The 19,852-nt window shown below is 45.1% G+C and carries 17 protein-coding genes; 9 read left to right on the top strand and 8 right to left on the bottom strand.

Translation table 11 applies throughout. From position 1 onward, the window contains the following. Nucleotides 1-253 precede the first annotated feature (253 nt). Together AT705_RS21550 and AT705_RS21545 are read left to right on the top strand one after the other, a co-directional pair. Entirely contained in the window at nt 254-1,090 is an 837-nt protein-coding gene (locus AT705_RS21550) for a S1/P1 nuclease (RefSeq protein WP_058798409.1), read from the top strand. A 47-nt stretch (nt 1,091-1,137) separates the two neighbouring features. Then, nucleotides 1,138-4,287, top strand: a complete 3,150-nt coding sequence (locus AT705_RS21545; RefSeq protein WP_058798408.1) for a TonB-dependent receptor — start codon at nt 1,138-1,140, stop codon at nt 4,285-4,287. Between the two features lie 93 nt (nt 4,288-4,380). On the opposite strand, the gene AT705_RS21540 is transcribed toward AT705_RS21545, so the two are convergent. Continuing rightward, the gene (locus tag AT705_RS21540; protein WP_082669108.1) at nt 4,381-4,812 is read right to left on the bottom strand and encodes a MarR family winged helix-turn-helix transcriptional regulator; all 432 of its coding nucleotides are present in this window, start codon (nt 4,810-4,812) and stop codon (nt 4,381-4,383) included. A gap of 127 nt (nt 4,813-4,939) precedes the next feature. Between AT705_RS21540 and hmgA the strand changes: the two genes are divergently transcribed. Both hmgA and maiA read left to right on the top strand, forming a co-directional pair. After that, nucleotides 4,940-6,235: a homogentisate 1,2-dioxygenase gene (gene hmgA / locus AT705_RS21535; RefSeq protein WP_058798406.1), complete on the top strand. Its 1,296-nt coding sequence runs from the start codon at nt 4,940-4,942 to the stop codon at nt 6,233-6,235. A gap of 130 nt (nt 6,236-6,365) precedes the next feature. Continuing rightward, nucleotides 6,366-6,995: a maleylacetoacetate isomerase gene (maiA, locus tag AT705_RS21530; RefSeq protein ID WP_058798405.1), complete on the top strand. Its 630-nt coding sequence runs from the start codon at nt 6,366-6,368 to the stop codon at nt 6,993-6,995. A 49-nt stretch (nt 6,996-7,044) separates the two neighbouring features. On the opposite strand, the gene AT705_RS21525 is transcribed toward maiA, so the two are convergent. Further along, nucleotides 7,045-7,275 (bottom strand): TIGR02647 family protein, encoded by a 231-nt coding sequence (locus AT705_RS21525; protein WP_010381049.1) that lies wholly within the window; start codon nt 7,273-7,275, stop codon nt 7,045-7,047. A gap of 152 nt (nt 7,276-7,427) precedes the next feature. On the opposite strand from AT705_RS21525, the gene AT705_RS21520 reads away from it, so the two are divergent. After that, nucleotides 7,428-7,712 (top strand): DUF1496 domain-containing protein, encoded by a 285-nt coding sequence (locus tag AT705_RS21520; RefSeq protein WP_010381046.1) that lies wholly within the window; start codon nt 7,428-7,430, stop codon nt 7,710-7,712. A gap of 29 nt (nt 7,713-7,741) precedes the next feature. After that, on the top strand, nt 7,742-7,990 hold the full coding sequence (locus AT705_RS21515; RefSeq protein WP_058798404.1) for a VF530 family DNA-binding protein: 249 nt from the start codon (nt 7,742-7,744) through the stop codon (nt 7,988-7,990). Here AT705_RS21515 and AT705_RS21510 read toward each other — a convergent pair. The 3 genes from AT705_RS21510 to AT705_RS21500 form a co-directional block, all read right to left on the bottom strand. Continuing rightward, the gene (locus AT705_RS21510) at nt 7,987-8,685 is read right to left on the bottom strand and encodes a transporter substrate-binding domain-containing protein (protein ID WP_058798403.1); all 699 of its coding nucleotides are present in this window, start codon (nt 8,683-8,685) and stop codon (nt 7,987-7,989) included. The two genes, AT705_RS21515 and AT705_RS21510, sit on opposite strands and share 4 nt — an antisense overlap. Before the next feature lie 155 nt (nt 8,686-8,840). Beyond that, entirely contained in the window at nt 8,841-9,953 is a 1,113-nt protein-coding gene (locus AT705_RS21505) for an arginase family protein (protein WP_058798402.1), read from the bottom strand. Between the two features lie 283 nt (nt 9,954-10,236). Next, on the bottom strand, nt 10,237-11,016 hold the full coding sequence (locus AT705_RS21500) for a DUF2189 domain-containing protein (protein ID WP_058798401.1): 780 nt from the start codon (nt 11,014-11,016) through the stop codon (nt 10,237-10,239). Between the two features lie 318 nt (nt 11,017-11,334). Here AT705_RS21500 and udp point away from each other — a divergent pair, with 318 nt between their 5' ends. Next, a complete protein-coding gene (udp, locus tag AT705_RS21495; RefSeq protein WP_058798400.1) occupies nt 11,335-12,105 on the top strand; it encodes a uridine phosphorylase in 771 nt (256 codons plus the stop codon). Here udp and cdd read toward each other — a convergent pair. From cdd to ppc, 3 genes are all read right to left on the bottom strand, one after another. Next, nucleotides 12,102-12,971: a cytidine deaminase gene (gene cdd / locus AT705_RS21490; protein WP_058798399.1), complete on the bottom strand. Its 870-nt coding sequence runs from the start codon at nt 12,969-12,971 to the stop codon at nt 12,102-12,104. The two genes, udp and cdd, sit on opposite strands and share 4 nt — an antisense overlap. An 81-nt stretch (nt 12,972-13,052) precedes the next feature. Further along, entirely contained in the window at nt 13,053-13,421 is a 369-nt protein-coding gene (locus AT705_RS21485) for a hypothetical protein (protein WP_058798398.1), read from the bottom strand. A 182-nt stretch (nt 13,422-13,603) separates the two neighbouring features. Next, nucleotides 13,604-16,237, bottom strand: a complete 2,634-nt coding sequence (gene ppc / locus AT705_RS21480; RefSeq protein WP_058798397.1) for a phosphoenolpyruvate carboxylase — start codon at nt 16,235-16,237, stop codon at nt 13,604-13,606. A gap of 464 nt (nt 16,238-16,701) precedes the next feature. On the opposite strand from ppc, the gene AT705_RS21475 reads away from it, so the two are divergent. Together AT705_RS21475 and AT705_RS21470 are read left to right on the top strand one after the other, a co-directional pair. Next, a complete protein-coding gene (locus AT705_RS21475) occupies nt 16,702-17,433 on the top strand; it encodes a tetratricopeptide repeat protein (protein WP_058798396.1) in 732 nt (243 codons plus the stop codon). A gap of 319 nt (nt 17,434-17,752) precedes the next feature. Then, nucleotides 17,753-19,837: a hypothetical protein gene (locus AT705_RS21470; protein ID WP_058798395.1), complete on the top strand. Its 2,085-nt coding sequence runs from the start codon at nt 17,753-17,755 to the stop codon at nt 19,835-19,837. Nucleotides 19,838-19,852: the final 15 nt, after the last annotated feature.

Here is a 19,852-nt window from a genome sequence, read left to right as displayed (position 1 = left end):
GTTTTATTGCTTAGAGGGTGATTATATTTCAAAACATCATATTTCTTTTATTGCGCGCCCCTATATTAGATCAATTTTTATTACTCATTGCAATAGGTAATCTTACTAAAAAGATATAAACCTTTGTTTTAAATGCTTTATTAACAAGAAATTATGAATCTCATTGAGTCCTTTTCTTTTTCTGAAAAATCCGGACAATTGGCCGCATTCCAAATGAGTAAACAATACCCATTTTAGGTAATGAGAGATTTTGATGTTACGAGCTTCTATTAAGGGTTTAGCGTTATCTGCGCTGCTTATCAGCACTAGTGCTTGGTCCTGGGGCATGAATGGCCACAGAGTAGTGGGCGAATTAGCCCAACAGCACCTCACCCCGGCCACAGAAAAAGCGGTAAATGCCCTGTTATCTGAAGATTCTTTGGCCGAGGTATCTACCTGGGCAGACGAAATGCGTGCTAACCCAGATACGTTTTGGAAAAAACAATCTGGCAAGTGGCATTACATCAATATTAAAGATCCCAACAAGATGGCTCAACACAACAAAGCGATTGAGCACAAACATCAGGTTAAACATATTCTCGATGGGATCAATTACGCCATTACCACACTAAAAAACACCAAAGCCTCAAAAGAAGACAAGCAGTTTGCCTTAAAGTTCCTGGTGCATCTTGTCGGTGATGCTCATCAACCATTTCACGCAGGTCGTAGCGAAGATCGAGGCGGTAACTTAATTAAAGTGACCTTTTTTAAAGAAGAAACTAATCTACACTCCGTATTCGATACTAAACTCATCGAGCATCAATCTCTGTCATATCGCGAGCTAAGCGACTTTATTGTCACGCGCGACAAGCAGAAAATTGCCCACATGTTAGACAGCCGCCCTGCCGACTGGCTTTTGGAGTCAAATCAAATAGCTGAAAAGATTTATGACAGCAATGAAACTGACATCAGCTGGGGGTATATTTACAGGTACACCCCCGTTGTAAAGTCTCGGCTTCTTCACGGTGGGATTAGGCTAGCTGGATTGCTAAACCAAATTTTTGACAAAAATTCAAGACCACTCGAAACTGCATTGAAAACAGTTAAGTGAACTTGACGATTATTATTTAATAAACCTATAACACGGGAAACAACATAATGAAAACGCAACTACGCAAAACGGCCCTATCGCTTGCAGTCATTGCAGGTATTGGCGCTAGTGGTGCTGCATTCGCTAACGAAACCTCTTCATCTGTTAAAGGTCAGATCGTTGGCCCTAACGGCAACCCTGCCGTAGGCACAACTATCACGATCATGCACTTACCTACTGGCTCTACAAAAGTCACAAGTGTTAACGATGCAGGTTACTTCAGTGCCAAGGGTCTGCGCGTTGGTGGTCCTTACCAAATTATCGTTGATTCAAACAAATATGAAGATCAGCTGCTTGAGAATGTTTACCTTTCTCTGGGCTCTGACTACCCTGTAAATGTTCAGCTTCAGCCTGAATCAAGCATGGAGCAAATCGTTGTTACTGGTCGTCCAATCAGTCAAATGGCTGGTGGTACAGGTCCTGCTGCAACGTTTACACTTGAAGATCTACAAGAAGCGCCGGCTATCAACCGTGATCTAAAAGACATTGTTCGCGCAGATCCACGTGTATACGTTGATGAAAGCCGCGGCGCAATTCAGTGTGGTGGTGGTAACCCACGTTTCAATGCTTTGACTCTGGACGGCGTTCGCATGAACGACAACTTCGGTCTTAACGCAAATGGTTACCCAACAATTCGCGCACCATTCTCTTTTGACTCAATCGAACAGGTTGCTGTTGAACTTGCACCTTTCGACGTTCAGTACGGTGGTTTCACGTCTTGTAACATCAATGCCGTAACTAAGACTGGTTCAAATGAAATCCACGGCGGCGTATTCTACGACTACACCAGTGACTCAATGAAAGGTGATAAGTCTAAAGACAGAGAGTACGACAATGGTGATTACGATGAGAAACGTTATGGTTTCAACGTTGGTTTGCCAATCCTAAAAGATCAGCTTTTCCTTTTCACATCTTATGAAAAGCTTGAAGGTGTTCAACAGTTTAGCTATGACCCACTTGGTTCAACTGTTAGCCAAGCTGACTTGAGCCGTATTATCGACATCACTAAAAATGTCTATAACTACGACCCAGGTACTATGGTACCGAGCATGCCAGTTGAAGATGAAAAACTGCTAGTAAAACTTGACTGGAACATCAATGATTCTCACCGTGCAAACATTGTTTACAACTACAATGACGGTTTTGCACTTTCTCAGTCTGACTCTGGTAGCCGTGAGCTGTCTCTGAGCAACCACTTCTATGAGCGTGGTGCAGAGTTTACCTCAATCGTAACTTCAATCTACTCAGACTGGAATGACGAGTTCTCAACTGAAATCCGTGTTGGTAAAGCAGACCTTGACGCACGTCAACAGTCACTGGATGCAGCAAGTGGTTTTGGTGAATTCCAGGTAACTGCCGCTGACGGCGGTAAAGTCTACATCGGTCCGGATGACTCTCGTCAGGCGAATGACCTTGACTGGGATAACTTCACGGTAAAGCTGGCAGGTACATACTACCTTGACCAACACACTATTACTGCGGGTTATGAGTATGAAGATCTGAACGTATTCAACTTGTTCATGCAGCATGTACAGGGTGAGTTCCGTTTCGACTCTATCGAAAACTTCGAAAAAGGCTTGGCTCAGCAGGTTTACTATAACAACGCAGCAGAAACCAATGATCCGAATGATGTAGCAGCTAACTTCTCTTACCAGCAGCACACGTTCTACATTCAGGACGAGTATAGCTTCTCTGATATCGATGCGACGTTAACTTATGGTATTCGTTACGACAAATACACAAGTGACGACACGCCAACTCCAAATGCACATTACGAAAGCATTTACGGCTTCTCTAACACCACTAACATGGATGGTGTTGACCTTGTACAGCCGCGTGTAGGTTTCAACTGGTATGTTGATGACGCCCTAGAAGTACGTGGTGGTATCGGTCTGTACTCAGGTGGTAACCCGAATGTTTGGTTGTCAAACTCATACTCTAGTGATGGTGCAACACAGGTATTTACCAGCCACAGAAAGAATGATGAGAGAGGCATAGGTTATTACGACTTATTTGCCAACGAAATGACTAACTTTGACGGCGGCACACCTGGTTTTGACGTACCTAAAGAGCTATTCGACAAAGTTGCTGCAACAAAAGTTGCAGACGGTAAAGGTTCTGTAGACGCAACAGCGCCTAACTTCAAAATTCCTTCTGAGTGGAAGATTTCTCTAGGTGCAACGTATACCACAGAAAACGAATACGTCATCAGTGCTGACTGGTTGTACACTGAGAAGAAAGACTCAGCAATCATTCGTCACATTGGTTACAAACTTTCTGATGAAACAACCTTTGATGGGCGTCCTATCATGGTTGAGCGTGACCCTAACAACCCTCGCGGACGTGACTATTTACTGACTAACGTTTCAGGTCCAGATGGTGAGTCACAAGTAATGTCATTATCTGTTGCAAAGCGCTACGATAATGGTATCAACTTCACCCTGTCGTATGCTTACACAGACGCTAAAGACATTACACCAATGACTAGCTCAACAGCGTCGTCTAACTACGGCAACATCGCGCTTACTAATCCTTGGAGCCCTGAGCTGGCGACTTCTGATTATGAAGTACCACACCGCTTTACTTTGCAGTTAGGCTACAAGCATGAGTTCTTCGATGGTTATGCGACTAAGTTCAACTTATTCGGCCAAATCAGTGAAGGTCAACCGTACAGCTTCACATTCAACGAAAGTGATGGCATCTGGGGCGATAGCAACTCATCTGACGGTCGACAGCTGCTGTACGTTCCGCTGGAAAACGATCCAAATGTTGAGTACGACATGACTGCTGATGAGCTGAAAGAGTTCAACGACTTCATCGCTGCTGAAGGCCTGGAGCGTGGCACTATTCTTAGCCGTAACTCACAGAACGCTAAGTGGATGACTAAGGTCGACTTCAAAGTAACTCAAGAACTACCTGGTTTCATGGAAGGTCACAAAGGTGAAGTATTCTTCGTCATTGATAACCTGACAAACCTGCTTAACGATGACTGGGGCACCATGTACAAAGGCGGCTTCGTAGGTAACCGTGTTGTTGACGCTAAGCTGGTTAACGGTAAGTACGTTTACTCTAACTTCAACGATGGCGCTATCTCACCTACAATCCAAAAAGATGCATCTCTTTGGGAAATGCGTGTAGGCGTTAAGTACACTTTCTAATATCTAAAACACGTAATTAGATAATCTCAAAGGTCAACTTCGGTTGACCTTTTTTGTTGCACACTTGGCAGTGTGACTGTAGATGAGATCAAACTAGCGTGAGAGAAAGTGCCCTTCCAGCTTTTGCATCATCACTAACAGTGCCTGCTTTTCTTCGGGATTTAGTTCACTCAACAATTTGCTTTCCCACGCCAATGCTTCCGGCGTTAAAGTTTCGTACAAAGCTAGCCCCAGCGGGGTCAGGTGCATTTCTGTTGCACGTTTATCTGTCTCACTTTGCTGCGCCACGAGCATACTCTGTTGCTGCAACTGTTTAATAGCGCGTGACACCGTTGATTTGTCCATGCTTGCCAGATCACATAGCTGTTTAGCTGTCGCCCCCGGATGCTGAGCCAGATGAACCAATACCCGCCACTGCGGCACAGTCAGTCCTGCTTGTTCATACACTTCGGAAAAGGCCTCACTCATGGCATTCGCCAGTCTCACCATGCGATAAGGAAGAAATTCATTAATATCAAATGCCACTATCAAGCTCCAGGTACACCGGCCCAATTCCTGTACATAAAAATTTACACATCAATATTGGCCAAAGATTGAAAATACTCTCACATGAGAGTATCTTTACAAAAAACATCAACGGAGTCTATGCAAAATGAGTGCAGAATTCGAGTACATGAGTGGTTTTGGTAATGAATTTGAGACTGAAGCCCTGCCTGGTGCCTTGCCAGTCGGTCAGTTTTCACCACAAAAAGTAAAATATGATTTATATGCGGAGCAGTACAACACCACTGCTTTCACAGCTCCACGCGCGGAAAATCGCAGAAACTGGTTCTATCGTATTCGCCCTTCAGTTGTGCAGGGTGATTACCAGTCTATGGACAATGGTCTGTTGCGTACAGCGCCGATCACTGAAGTCCCGACACCTCCAACTATGTTGCGTTGGAATCCGGTTGAAGTTCCGGCTGAAAAAACAGACTTTATCGATGGCTTAGTGACTATGGCAGCTAACGGCAGTGCGAACGGCCAGGCTGGTATAGGTATCCATGTCTATGTTGCCAACGCTTCTATGGAAGGCCGTTATTTTTACAATGCTGACGGCGAGCTACTGTTTGTGCCTCAGCTTGGTGAACTGGTACTTCACACAGAATGTGGCAAGCTGGCAATTAAGCCGGGCGAAATTGCCGTGATCCCACGCGGTATTAAGTTCCGCGTTGAGCTACTGAGCGACCAGGTCCGTGGTTACATCTGTGAAAACTATGGTAACCCTTACATTTTACCTGAGCGTGGGCCAGTAGGTGCCAATGGCTATACTAACGAACGTGACTTCCTGTATCCGGTTGCTTCTTTCGAAGACTTAGAAGGTGATTTCGAGCTCGTCGCTAAGTTCAACGGTAACCTATTCCGTTGCGATATCGGACATTCTCCGCTAGATGTTGTTGCCTGGACTGGTAACAGTGCGCCTTACAAATATGATCTGGCCCGTTTCAACGTGATGAACACCGTCAGTTTCGACCACCCGGATCCGTCAATTTTTACCGTGCTCACGTCACCTTCCGGTACACCTGGCGTAGCAAACGTTGACTTTGTCATCTTCCCACCACGTTGGATGGTAGCAGAAAATACGTTCCGTCCACCTTACTATCACCGCAATATCATGAGTGAGTTTATGGGCCTGATTGAAGGCGTTTATGATGCAAAAGAGCATGGTTTTGTACCCGGCGGTATGAGTCTGCATAACTGTATGTCACCGCACGGTCCAGAGGCAGACGTATTCGAAAAAGCATCGAATGCTGAGCTTGAGCCACAACGTTATGAAAATACGCTGGCCTTCATGTTCGAATCGCGTTACGTCATTTCTCCGACCAAGTACGCACTGGAAGGTAAAGAGCGCCAGCCAAATTACCTTGATTGCTGGAAAGGCATCAAAAAGTACTACAAAGGTGCATAAAATAAATTGGTAAATAACATATGACAGATTAAGCGGGCTCAATGCCCGCTTTTCATCGTATTTTATTCGACCTTAATACTGAGCAGGCTATTTTATAGCAGAGCCAACGTCGTGAACAAAAGGACCAAACATGAAACTGTATACTTATTTTCGCTCTTCTGCCGCGTATCGTGTGCGAATTGCACTCAACCTGAAAGACCTGGATCATGAATTAGTACCGGTTAACCTGCTAAAGTCAGAACAACAAGGGGCTGACTATCTAAGTAAAAACAATCAGGGACTACTGCCTGCACTGGAAACAGCTCAGGGCGTACTGGCTCAATCATTGGCTATTCTGGAATGGCTGGAAGAAGCTTATGAAGCTGCTCCATTACTGCCCGCTGATAGCTGGGAAAAAGCACAAGTGCGCAACTTCTGTTACGCTATTGCTTGCGATATTCATCCGATCGACAACCTAAGAGTACTAAAATACCTGAGTAACGAGCTATCCGTGTCAGATGAGCAAAAAAACACTTGGTATCGCCATTGGGTAATTGAAGGGTTCAAAAAGTTAGAAGTGATGCTAAGCGACAGCCTGTTTTGTTTCGGTGATAAGCCAACGCTTGCTGATGTTTGCCTGGTACCTCAGGTTTATAATGCGTTGCGCTTCAAAGTCGATATGAATGATTTCCCTAAAATTGCGCGTATCTACGAACACTGTAATACACTGGCGGCATTTAAAGATGCGGCACCGGAAAACCAAGCCGACGCACCTAAGTAAAAACGGCTTCAGGAGCGTTGATAATACGCTCCTGATACCGCCGGTCCAACTATTTAAGTGCGCTGTGCACCTGGTCTAAGTGCACCAACAAATCGTGCCCAAGATCTGTAAGATAACCCCCGTCAGGCTGATCAATCACCCCTTTGGCATATAACCGCTCGGCTGCCGATAGAATATCCTGATCTGCATTTTTGTGTATTTTTATCCCCTGATGCAAGCTACTACGTGGAAATTTCACCAGTAGTTCCAGCTCAGCCATTAGTTTTTCATCAAATGCCATATTCCCTCCTGAGACCATAAAATAGGCCCGACTTCTGCATGTATTACAACGGCTGACAGGCCAAAAAAGGTGTGTCAGCACATTACCAATAGCTAAGGTGTATAGTACATTAGCTTTACCCCTTAAATTTAGCTCGAACTTGGAGTTATGCCATGAAAAATAAGCTAATTTGCTTTTTATTTACAATTTTATTGATTCCACTCAAAGGTGTGGCCTATGGCAACGAAACGAATCTTTACCTCGAGCAGTTACAGGCGGTGTGTTGGTATCAGGATCTTCGTTATACTGAGGGCGCGGTAATTAAACAAGCCGAGATGTTGTATGTCTGTACTCATCGCTATAAAAACCAGCCGCAAAGTCCCTTGATATGGCTTAAACTGGACGACAAAGGCGAACCAATCAGAGTAGAAATGAAAGGCAAAATCAGGGTACACTAGGCGTTTTTAATTAAGCGAATAGATGCAGTATGAGCGGATCACAACCCAATAACCCTTTACACGGGGTCAAACTTCAGGACATCGTAGAACGCCTGGTTGAGCAACTTGGTTGGGAAGCCATGGCGGAAGCAGTGGATATCAATTGTTTCAAAAAGGACCCCTCAGTGAAGTCCAGCCTAAAGTTTCTGCGTAAAACCCCATGGGCGAGAGATAAAGTTGAGGCGCTGTATTTGGATACGTTCCACGGGTTCAGCTGGCCTGAGATAAAAAAGCCCTAATATAAGCGCTCGTATGCTGCCTGAATACGGTCGATTACTCGTGAAGGCACTTTCTTATTACACGCGAAATAGAGCTGAGTGTACATGTTGTCTATTGTCATAACCGGTTCGAGTTCACTGCTCATAGGTTCACTTTTGCTCTTATGCTCAAATTGCGCGTCACTCAAAATAACCAGGTCGACAATGTTCCGGCGTGTCGCAAGAAGCTGAAAAACGCGTTCAAAAGATTGGATCAATAACAATTGTTGGCCTTCAACAAACCCCTGACTCTTTAGATACTGATGGCTAAAGTTGTCACGTATCACCGCTATTTTATATTGTCTGGCTTGTTCGAGAGAGTCGATGCTGATGTTTGCGGTCTTCAAGGCATAAAATGAGGTCGTAAAGGCACCAATAGGAAACACCCAGTTGAATAAGGCATTACGTTGCTCACTTTTAGCAATGGAAAAAATGCAGGTATTCGGATCACGTTTAGCACTGTTGTAGGAACTACTCCAGTTATCAACAGAGATAAGATAGTCTATTTGCGCTTCATTGAGCACAGAAATCACTTTCTCGGCTGCTGGACCCGTCAGCTCACCCTCTCCGTTCACATACTGAAAATGTGCAAAGTTCTCAGTTACCAGAGTCAGTGTATAAGCGGATGCGCTTGCATTACCTAAGGCCAGCCACAAAAAAACAAACCAGCGTACCAAGCATCGCTCCTTATGATCGATTCAGAATGCAATTTTTAATATAGGAAAATATTCGGATGCTGTGAATATAAAAGTAGGTAAATTTTTGATGAGATAGCATAAACGCGCATAATATGCGGCCACATAGAGGGCCTGAACCCTCTATGTGCGTCTGATTAGCCTTTATTGATTGCGTCAATCAGGAATGCTGATAACTTAGCGCCTTCACGCAGCGTCGTTTCTGAGCTAGATAAACCTGCCAGCGAGCTATCAGTAAATGGGGCAATCTCCATCATATCAGCACCCGTGATAGGAAACTCTTTGCTTAGAGCCGTCAGTATTGTCATTGCTTCATCTGGCGTCATACCGCCTGATTCTGGTGTACCCGTTGCCGCAGCAAACTGCTCATCCAAAGCATCAATGTCAAAACTCACGTACAGCTCGTCAACCTTGTCTTCCTTCAGCTGATTAATCACCTGCTCTACAATGGCCTCAGCGCCTTGCTCGCGGATCTCGTTTGCCCAGTGCTGTTTAACACCGAATGTTGACTCCCAATGTTGCTTGCTCTTGCCGCTTGAGCGGATCCCGAACTGGATCAAATGGTGCGGAGCTGGCAAAAACTCCAATATATGAGTACACCATGAGCCAAAGCAAAGATCGATACCCAATCGCTCCACCAGAAGGTCGGTGTGTGCATCGAAGTGGATTATTGCAGTACGTTTACCCTGATCACGTTTCGCCTTAAGGTAGGCTTTGGTAAGAGGATAGCTGATTGAGTGGTCGCCGCCGATACCAAAAATGCCTTTATCTGGATAATTCGCGTAAAAACCATCACAAACGTCCTCTGTAATAGACAAAGGAGATACATGGTAATCGCTATTTTCGTCCTGATAGAGTGCCTTTTGACAGTTGCTGATTGTCCCTTCATTCAGATACTTGTCATGCAGAAGATGAGGGATTACACGCACGTCACCTAAATCAAACGCACTCACTTGTGGCTGCTGTGTTAGCAATGTCGAACGAAGGAACAATGGACCCCAGTTCGCCCCTCTCAAAATACCACCACCACAGTCGGAGCTGATCCCCAAAATGGCGGCTTTGTGCTCACTTTCACCCAGTGCATTTAATGACGCTTTCCATAGAGGTTCAATGTTTTCTGTCTGCCCGTAGAGTTTTTCTCGCAACGCCGCCTTTCTTTCTTTCGCCGTGTTAACGGTAAACACGCCATCCCCGGGCGGACACAGACAGTTTTCTATTTTCTGATGAAACTTTGCTTTGCTATCACTCATTGAGACCTCCTCAGTCAACTGCATAAACATGCCACACCGTTACTCACGGATTTATTGTCAGGTTCACTGAATAGATAAGGGAAATTTCCCGTAATTTTCAAAAACCTTTCACAACAAAAAAATCAAAAACCCTAGCTTTCAAAGAGTTACGAATATAAAGTGGACTTTAAAACGCTAAAATATACTGTGCTGGTGTCGGTATAACATGGCTGGGAGATAAGTCAACCGCTCTGACATCACCAAAGTTTGCCAAAGCGGTTGAATATGCAGGCTAAGTGTTTGCTTATTCGTATTTTCTGGGTTTTTTAGTTTTAATCGTAGCAATGTAACCATGCCAACTTGCGTAAGCAAGCAGCGGCATTATCACGATAAACCCAGCCGTTCCTGTTAAGAAGCCTACGATAACCAAAACACCAATTGTCGCGCCCCATACAACCATCGCCGCAGCATTGGATCTCACTGCGTGAATTGACGAAACCACCGCAGTCATAATGTCGACACGACGCTCCATCATTATCTGTGGCGTGAACGCAGATATCGCAAACACAGCCACAACCAGAATGCCCCCTACCAGGGTCCCTAACCCAAGGAATGCTGATAATTGCTCAAAGTTGGGGTTTGGCACATTGGGATAGAGCGCATGAATGAGCGCAGCAAGACGCATCCAGACAATCATTATTACCATCAGTAAAATGGCGAACCCCCATTCTCCTGCAGGATTTCTGAACATAGATTTGAGGCTGTGACCAAGCGTAGGCTTGTGGCCTTTTTCCAGCTCCCAGGCTACATCGTAAAGGCCAGCGGCAAATGCGGGTCCAATCAATGCAAATGCGACGGCAGCAGGTAAGATTACAAGGTGTGAATCAACTTCAAATGCCAGCCACATAATTGCAGCAGGTATTGTTGTGAAAACCAGTCCATATATCAGACTGAGTAAAGGTGCTCTGGCGATGTCTTTAAACGCCAATGCGAGCCAATGAAAAGCCACAAAAGGGCTTAACTTGTTGCTTTCAAAACAGCGGGCAAACTCGGTGTGCTTGTCTATCGATTGTGTTGCAGGCATTGTAGGTATTCCCCATTTGCTTCTCCTTATTAAGGTTTAGAAGACAGTCGACAATGTTGCAAGCAATTGGTTAATTTGAATGATAACTAAGGTTACAAACGACCCTGTTTCGCGCTAGTATCTTTGTATAGTATTAGTGAACAACCTATTGTTTAAGATGCCATTACACCTCAAATTGGTAATTTATCCAGAGCAATTATAGGATTTAAATTAAAAAACACATTTGTCATGCTCAAAGGTCAAGATAAGGACATTCGTCCTGTACTTAAAAGCAGGTAAAATTGACCATTGGGGTTTAGAACTATACAAGGTTTATATATGGAAAAGGTATTTCACCTGGGTCTTTCGAAAGCAGATCTCAACGGTGCAACACTGGCTATCGTACCTGGCGACCCTAAACGTTCAGAGCGTATTGCTTCGCAACTCGACAACCCTAAATGTCTGGCTCAAACCCGAGAATTTCATGTGTATCTTGGCGATATCAAAGGCCAATCCATCGTGATTTGCTCAACTGGTATTGGTGGCCCCTCAACTTCGATTGCTATTGAAGAGCTGGCTCAACTGGGTGTAAATACCTTCCTTCGTATTGGCACCACTGGCGCTATCCAGCCACATATTAACGAAGGTGATATTCTGGTAAGCACAGCTTCTGTCCGCCTTGATGGTGCCAGCCAGCACTTCGCACCTCTTGCCTACCCGGCTGTTTCTGACTTCCACTGTACCGCAGCCATGGTCGAAGCGTGTGAACACATAGGCGTCACCTATCACACGGGCATTACCGCTTCGAGTGACACTTTCTATCCGGGTCAGGAACGATATGACACCTTCTCGGGATATGTACCAAAAGCATTTCAGGGCTCGTGCGAAGAATGGCAAAAGCTCAATGTTATGAACTATGAAATGGAATCCGCAACCCTGTTTACTATGTGTGCTGCGCTGGGATTAAAAGCGGCCTGTGTCGCAGGTGTATTGGTTAACCGTACCCGTCAGGAGATCCCGAACGTGGATCATCAGATGGTCGAAAAAAATGCGGTCTCCGTCGTCATCAAAGCCGCTGAACTGGTACTGGAAAAAGCAAAGCAGGCTTAAGCCTGCTTGGACTCTATCAGATAATAATGTAGCTTTAGCGTCTCGTTAAAGCTACTTATAACAGCTTCTGTCACCGCACGCTGGTTTTCTCTTCCATTTGTTTCTACCAAAGTCGCCCGCTCCAGCTTAGCCTCAGCTAGTATTTCACCGCTCATAGCCAACTGGCTCAGTGCACTTTGCATCGGTGATAAACTTGGGCTGTATGCTGCATTTTCGACATAACGACCATAAAAACGCTTACCGTTTTTCATCACTAACTCAGCCGCAGCTATGTTTTTAGTGTATGGTGCATAAACTTGGCTAAGGTGGCTAACCAGCTTATCAGATAGCTCATCCACCTTATCGATAGCAATCGGAGCACTGTCAAATAGTGATTCCAGATTGCCTAAATCTGTGGGCCCAAAGTCTCCCGGCAGCAGTTGCGATAGCGTCGTCTCCCCCGTCGGCAAGGTGATTTTCAGCTCTTTTGCATTACTTAGTTCATTCATAAACTGACGGCAGTAGCCACAAGGGGCTGCTGTGATATCCAGGCTGGTAATTTCCCTAGCACCATTTAGCCACGCATTGTTGATAGCAGCTTGCTCAGCATGTACCACTAAAGACAGCGCCCGGTGTGAAAACTCCAGGTTAGCACCCAGGAAATAATGATCGCTGTGTTTGTCGTATGCCACGGCACCGACCAGAAAAGAAGAGATGGGGGCCTGAGCAAAGCTTGCTGCGTAGGGCAACAACGCCTGCCCTAGCTGAGTTTTATTACAACCCAATAAGGCCTGAATATGAGTTTGGAGTTCGGAATTTAGTACGCCGTTGGCGGTTTTACACGCTTCCAGTACGGAAGGAATTAGCTTGTTGTCAGTATCTGCCATATATCGTTATTATTCGCACAGGCTCGTGCCTGTACAGCGCTGTTTTGCGCTTGTTTCATGGCAGACCAGTTTACGCCTGAATCAGCTTTTACTCAACCATTCCTTAGCACTTTTGAAGCACTCGAAATTCTCCGCATTGATGCCAAATCGCTGTACCTTTTGCAAAAACAAATCATGCATAAACCCTTCAATACCAACCACCCGCGCAATCTGCATGTTTTTAACCTGATGTGCGACTTTGGGCATGATATTAACCACATCTATTGCTGCAAATTGGTGCTCCAACTCAGAAACATCCACCAGTAACTTACTACTGCGGTGTTTAGAAGCGTAATTGTTCGCTACCTTATAAGCATTAACAACATCATCTACCCCTGCTTTGCCTCTGAGGGTCATCATGATCAGGGTTGTGGTTTCATCATATGTGATACTGGTTGAAAGCGTTGACATTTCAGCCTCTGACTATTGCCTTAATCAGTGTTAAGCGCGTTTACAAGGTAGCAGGGGATTCTAGTTAATTAAGAATTGATGTCAACAAAACAACCATAAAAAACTAGACAAAATGAAAAAACCAACCCTATAGGATTGGTTTTTGTTATAAGGGAATAAAACAGCTATTGCAGCAAGTGAAATTAACCCGTATTTCTTAGTCCAGCCGCAATACCCATCATAGTAATCATCAGTGCACTGTCTAAGTCCTGATTATCTTTATCTCTGGTCCGTTTAAGTAATTCGACCTGAAGTACATTAAGTGGATCAGTATACGGATTTCGTAATTCGATTGATTCACGGATCCAAGGTTGTGCTGACAGCAGTGAACCTTTTGGCGCATATTTTTCGATGAAGAGCGTAGCCTCTTTGAGTTCTTTTCGCAAAGACTCTCCAAGTGGGCGCAATTGTGCTGGCACCAGGCGTTCATCATAGTATTCGCTTAGCCAGAGATCTGTTTTACAAAATACCATTTCCAGCATTTCAAGACGTGTTCTGAAAAATGGCCACTGCTCACTCATCTCGCCCAGCAACGCCTCACTATGCGCCTTCACAACACTTTGTATACCTGCCAAAGCACCAAGCCAGGCTGGTAACATTAAGCGATTCTGACTCCAGGCAAAGATCCAGGGAATGGCACGAAGACTTTCTATCCCACCTTGAGGTTTGCGTTTAGCCGGACGAGAACCCAAAGGTAGCTTCGCCAACTCAATTTCAGGCGTCGCGGCTCTAAAATAAGACACAAAGTCTGCATTACCGCGAACAAAATCCCGATACTGATTACAAGACTGCTCACTCAGCAGTGCCATGGCATCTCGCCAGTCAGACTTAGGTTGTGGTGGCGGATAAAGGTTATTTTCGATAATAGCACTGGCGTACAGAGACAAGCTTTGAATGGCGACCGGTGTCAGACCAAATTTAAAGCGGATCATCTCTCCTTGCTCTGTCACACGTAAACCATGACTCAGTGACCCGGGGGGCTGAGAACGCAATGCCTGTGCAGCTGGTGCCCCACCCCTACCTATAGTACCACCTCGACCATGGAACAGATGCATTTCAACCTGGTATTGCTCACCTACTTCAATAAGCTGCTCCATTGCAAGATACTGTGCCCAGCCTGCTGCCATCATGCCTGCGTCTTTGGCAGAATCGGAATATCCAATCATGACATACTGCTGCTGACCCACGTGTCCTTTATACCAGCTGGAGTCGAATAACTGCTGCATCACCTTCTGCGCATTATTCAAATCATCCAATGTTTCAAATAGTGGTGCTACAGGTAACTTAAACTGACAACCACTTTCCTTAAGTAACAGTTCAACAGCCAATACATCTGATGCCTCCTTGGCCATTGAGATAATATAGATCCCCAGAGCTGCTCTATCCTGGTTTGCTATAACAGCAAAAGTATCAAGGACCTCTTGTACTTCCTCACTGGGTTGCCAGTGCTTAGGCAATAAAGGGCGCCGAGACGATAATTCAGACAACAAAAATGCCTGTTTGTCCTGCTCTGACCATTGCCCGTAATCACCTACTCCCAAATAGCGCGTGACCTCTGACAGCACATCACAATGTCTGCCTGAATCCTGACGAACATCCAGTTTACACAGCTGTACGCCAAAACATCTTAGTCTGTGCACGACATCTAGCAGCATACCATTTGCCACCACTTCCATTCCGCACTCGGTCAGTGAGCGATAACAGATATTTAGCGGTGTCATCAGTTGTTCTGTGCAGCGGATCTTGTCCTGATACGAGCTGGGTTTCTGTTTGATCTTGTGCTCCAGAGACAATATCGTCTCATTAATATCAGCTTTGAGCTGTTTGAGCAGCGCGCGATAGGGCTCCGGGTGATCCCCTGTCAGGCTTTTCAATTCCTCATTCGCCGGTGCCATTGACAGCTCAGAGCTCAGCACATCCAAATCACGATAATACAAATCCAGCGCCATCCAGCGCCCGTGGTCAAGCACGCTCTGAGTAACTTGCGCAGTCACATTAGGATTACCATCTCTGTCTCCTCCCATCCAGGAAGCCAGACTAATCGGTGCATAGTCTTCCGGGAGCGTAATACCAAGTTGACCTTCAGCAAGCTGCGTGAGCGTGCGGGTAAATTTTGGCACTGCATCCCACAGACTGTTTTCAATGACCGCAAAGCCCCACTTGGCTTCTTCAAGAGGGGTTGGGCGCTTGTTTCTGATTTCATTGGTATGCCATGCCTGGCAGATCAGCTGTTCGATCCGCGCGATGACCTCATTTCGACACAAACTGCTATCCTGGCACGCAGCCAGCTCAGACAAACAATCGCTCAGCTCAACATGCTTGCTGATCAAAGTACGACGAGTTACTTCCGTTGGGTGTGCCGTTAGTACCAGTTCAATAGATAGGTTTTCAATTACCTCGGCAACTCTGTGCTGCTCTGTCTCACCCTGATTTACTTTTCTGGTAATCTCAGACAAGGTGGTTTGCAGCGTCTCAAATGGACCTTGTGGGCATCCTGAATCAGAAATAGTGTGTTGCTGCTCTGCAACGTTTGCCAGATTAAGAAAATGACTAAACGCCCGACATACTGGCAGTAGCTCTTCGTCAGGCAAGGACTGCAGGGTTTCAATTAACGTTTCTCTCGCCTGGGCATCACCACCGCGTGATGATTTAGCCAGGTGCCGGATCAACTCAACTTTTTCGAGTACCTCCGCACCCTGGGAATGGGCGATTGTGGTGCCTAGTAGCTCGCCAAGCAGACTCACGTTTCTTTTCAATTCTGTGTATTGCTGTTGCATAACATGCTCCCTGAACAATTTTCACTCACTCCAATATACTGACTATACAGAGAAAAAGAAAAGATACTTTGATGACAGACAGTGGTAAAAAGTTATAAAAGCCATAAATGCAATTAATTATCATTTAGTATTTGACATACAAGCATTCACAAGTGATAATCATTCTCAATGAAGACCTGAACACCTCGTTGCTCAATTCTCCGTTTCCGGCTTCATTAACGTTGATATGCCAACAACTTTTCACAGGGGGAGTTGGCAGACGTACTCATTTACTTGCTACATTGTTCATATCAGTGACGGTTGATATGTATCAGAAAAGCCCGAAAGGGCTTTTTTTATTCTGCTTCAATCGCTTATACTATTCACTTGGCATTACTACTAGCTAAAACCGGCTCAACCCCAGACTGCTATACTCTGCACTTAGGTCTGGTGACTTACAACATCGGTTATGAAGGAGAACGCTCATGTGGCAAAAACTTACTTACGCACTGGCCTTTGTCGGCCTGCTCGCCAACACACCCGCTGCACAAGCCGGGCTCGAAGAAGGTATCGCAGCAGCCAATGCCGGACAATTTGATGTTGCGCTCAAAGAATTCAGATATCTTGCGGATATGGGATACGCACCGGGTATCTACGAGCTAGCCAAAATGCATGAAGGTGGATACGGTGTACCGAGAAATCCACATAAAGCAGCAGAGCTTATGCAGCAGGCGGTTAAGCTTGGCAGTGCCGACGCCATGTTTTCACTAGCGGTGATGTATGAGCAAGGCAAAGGTGTAAAAGTAGACAAGCAAAAAGCCGTCGACCTGTTTATGGCCGCTGCCAGAAAAAACATGCCGGCAGCCCAGTTTAACTTAGGAGTTATGCACGCCAATGGAGATGGTGTAACACAAGATTACAACCAGGCGAAGTTCTGGTATGAACGTGCTGCTGCAAATAACTATACACTGGCCATGTTCAATCTTGCGCTTCTGTACTATCAGGGACTCGGTGGAGAGAAGAACATTCAGCGCTCCTACATCTGGAACACGCTGGCAGAGTATAATGGCTATCGCCCTGCTTCAACCAGCCGCAGACTGGATGAGAAAAGCATGTCCCGCTCGCAGCGAGAAGATGCACAGGAGATAGCTGATACCATTTATCACAAAATCCAGGCCGGGACCTATATTGCAGGGTCGCAAATTACTGAAGACTAGCCTGGAGTTTGCACAACCCGCACAAATACGGCTTCATTGTGCGGGTTTCAGGAATAATTTTACCCATTATTTTTTACACTCTTTTTTCTACTCTCTGTGTAACCAACATCTGAAAAATACTCACCTTACGGTTTAACCCATGCCCGATTAACAGTGAAAATTTAGTGATGCTAAAATTGAAATAAACGATAACAGCCTGTAAAGAAAAGAATTTTACTGTCTCTTTTTGTAACCCTGTGAAGATTTCTACTTTCAGATATGATTTAATCCCGCCATCCCAAAACGGGAACATTTTGTAATTAAAATGAAGGTCATATGGATGTTTAAATATTCAAAAATTGCTATTGGCTTAGCGACGTGTTTTGCTCTAAGCGGATGTCTTGAAGTAGAAGATAACAATAACAATGATGAACTGGTCAATAAACTTGAGCAACAAAATCAAATCTTGCAAAGCCAGCTTGATGAAAACAAAAAACAAAGTGAAGCTCAGGCCGCAAAAGACAAAGCGCTTGAAACACCATTTATTCTGAAGGGCGGTATTGTCGCCGCTGTTGACGGTGTTGACTTATCTGATGTGCAAGTGACTGCATACTATGACGGCACGTGGCACGAGCCTGTCGACGTTGCCGAAGATGGCAGCTACTCAATTCCTAAAGTCCCTCAGTACAGCAATATTTTGCTCAAAGTAAGCAGCCCGAGCAACGCGATTGTTACTCAGCTGTTCGACCATGCAACACGCAGTGCCGGTGGCCGTACTGAAGTAGTCAGTGCTGTGCAAACAATGACTGTATCCAAACCGCATACCGTTACTTTTAGCATTCTCAATCGGAACACTTTTGAAGCCATTTCCGATTTGCAAATTACGGCTGAGCGGGAACTTAACACTTTTACCAGTGCGCGATATGACTTGGAACATATGCTGGAACAAAACAAGGTTGTTGCAACCTATAGCACTGAAACAAACCAGTATGAGCTTATCGTGCCTCAAGGTATTGATTTCAATCTGGCGATTGATGTAGATGTCGACAACGATGGCAATGACGAATACACAATCTATAAATCAGACCACGTAATTTACTCCAGTAATGGCATGGCGAACCTGCACAACTTTAATGCTGAACAACAGACAACGCTATATGCGACTGTTGAAAGCATCAATGAGTACGATTTAATGGTTAACTTTATCAGCGAATCAGGTGAGCAACTGTATCCTGATACTGTATTTGCAATCAACAATGATGAAGGTGACAGCAACTTTACATTTGATGAAGCACAAGGCCATTATAACTTATCAGCTAAATACTACGGCGAGCTGCAATTCATCACCCATGAATTCACAGTAAATGGCCGCACGTATAAGGCCGACAACATTGGCATTTACCGTGACCACAATGATACCTTTCAAATAAGCCGACGCCACAATCACCACCACCAGGAAGGCCTGTATAGTTCAGAATTAAGCAACAACACGTTAGCGATCACCATACCACTTGTAGAACAGGTTTCAGCACCTTATCTGGGACTTGAGATAATTGAGTCTACTGAAGACAAAGTTGCAGAGACACACGGCTTGACTTACTACTTTAATGCCCCTGTTTCACTACAGCAAGACTCTGTCCGATTATACCAGCAGAATGTAATCACCGTTGTAAAAGGCAATGACTCTGCCAGTGACGATGTCGCTGCGGGAACAACCTCTATAAAGCGTACTAACCAATCTGTTGAGTTAAACAGCGCGCTGTCATTCAACGATACCAAGCTCTCTATTGCCCCGGCTGCCCCACTTGAAGCGGGTTATACGTACCGTTATGAGCTGGATAACGTCACTCGAAAAGAAGCGGACTCTCAGGGTTACCTCAATCGGTCAGTTTCATTTTCAATCGACACACCATTTGAATTCGATGAGTCTCAGTTCAAAGCTGACAACATGAACTATCGCAGCAGCGGTGCACTAATCACACCCAAGAACACAGCTGGCGAGCAAAGTGGGGACAACAGTAGTGCAACCTCTTACGAACTTTGTATTGTTGCACCAAAAGACGTGAGATTGGTTGAAGCGCAGCTCAGTGCGGTCACAACCAATGGTGTTAGATACACAGTCGACCAGCGCTATCATGGCTACTCTGACGTTTATTTATACGCGCTAGCTGACAATGAGCAACTAGAAACCAACATATACAATTACACTCTAGATAAACGCTCAGCTCAACCAAATGGTTACTACCGTTCTATGTGTTTTAGCTACATAGACCAGTATGAACAAGATGGAAGCTGGGCAGGAAATGCTCATTTCATGGACCATACCGATAGCGCAACAAACAGCGTAGATGTCAACATCACTTATCGTTTACCGGGTTCTGATACTGAAATCTCAACCGGGGTTAAAACACTCTATATCGATTAATATGATATATGGCCC

Origin of the sequence: Pseudoalteromonas rubra (assembly GCF_001482385.1) — a bacterium.
In the GTDB taxonomy this organism is placed as follows: domain Bacteria; phylum Pseudomonadota; class Gammaproteobacteria; order Enterobacterales; family Alteromonadaceae; genus Pseudoalteromonas; species Pseudoalteromonas ardens.
Note: the sequence above shows the minus strand (reverse complement) of the source record. Positions and strands in the feature narration are given on the sequence as shown.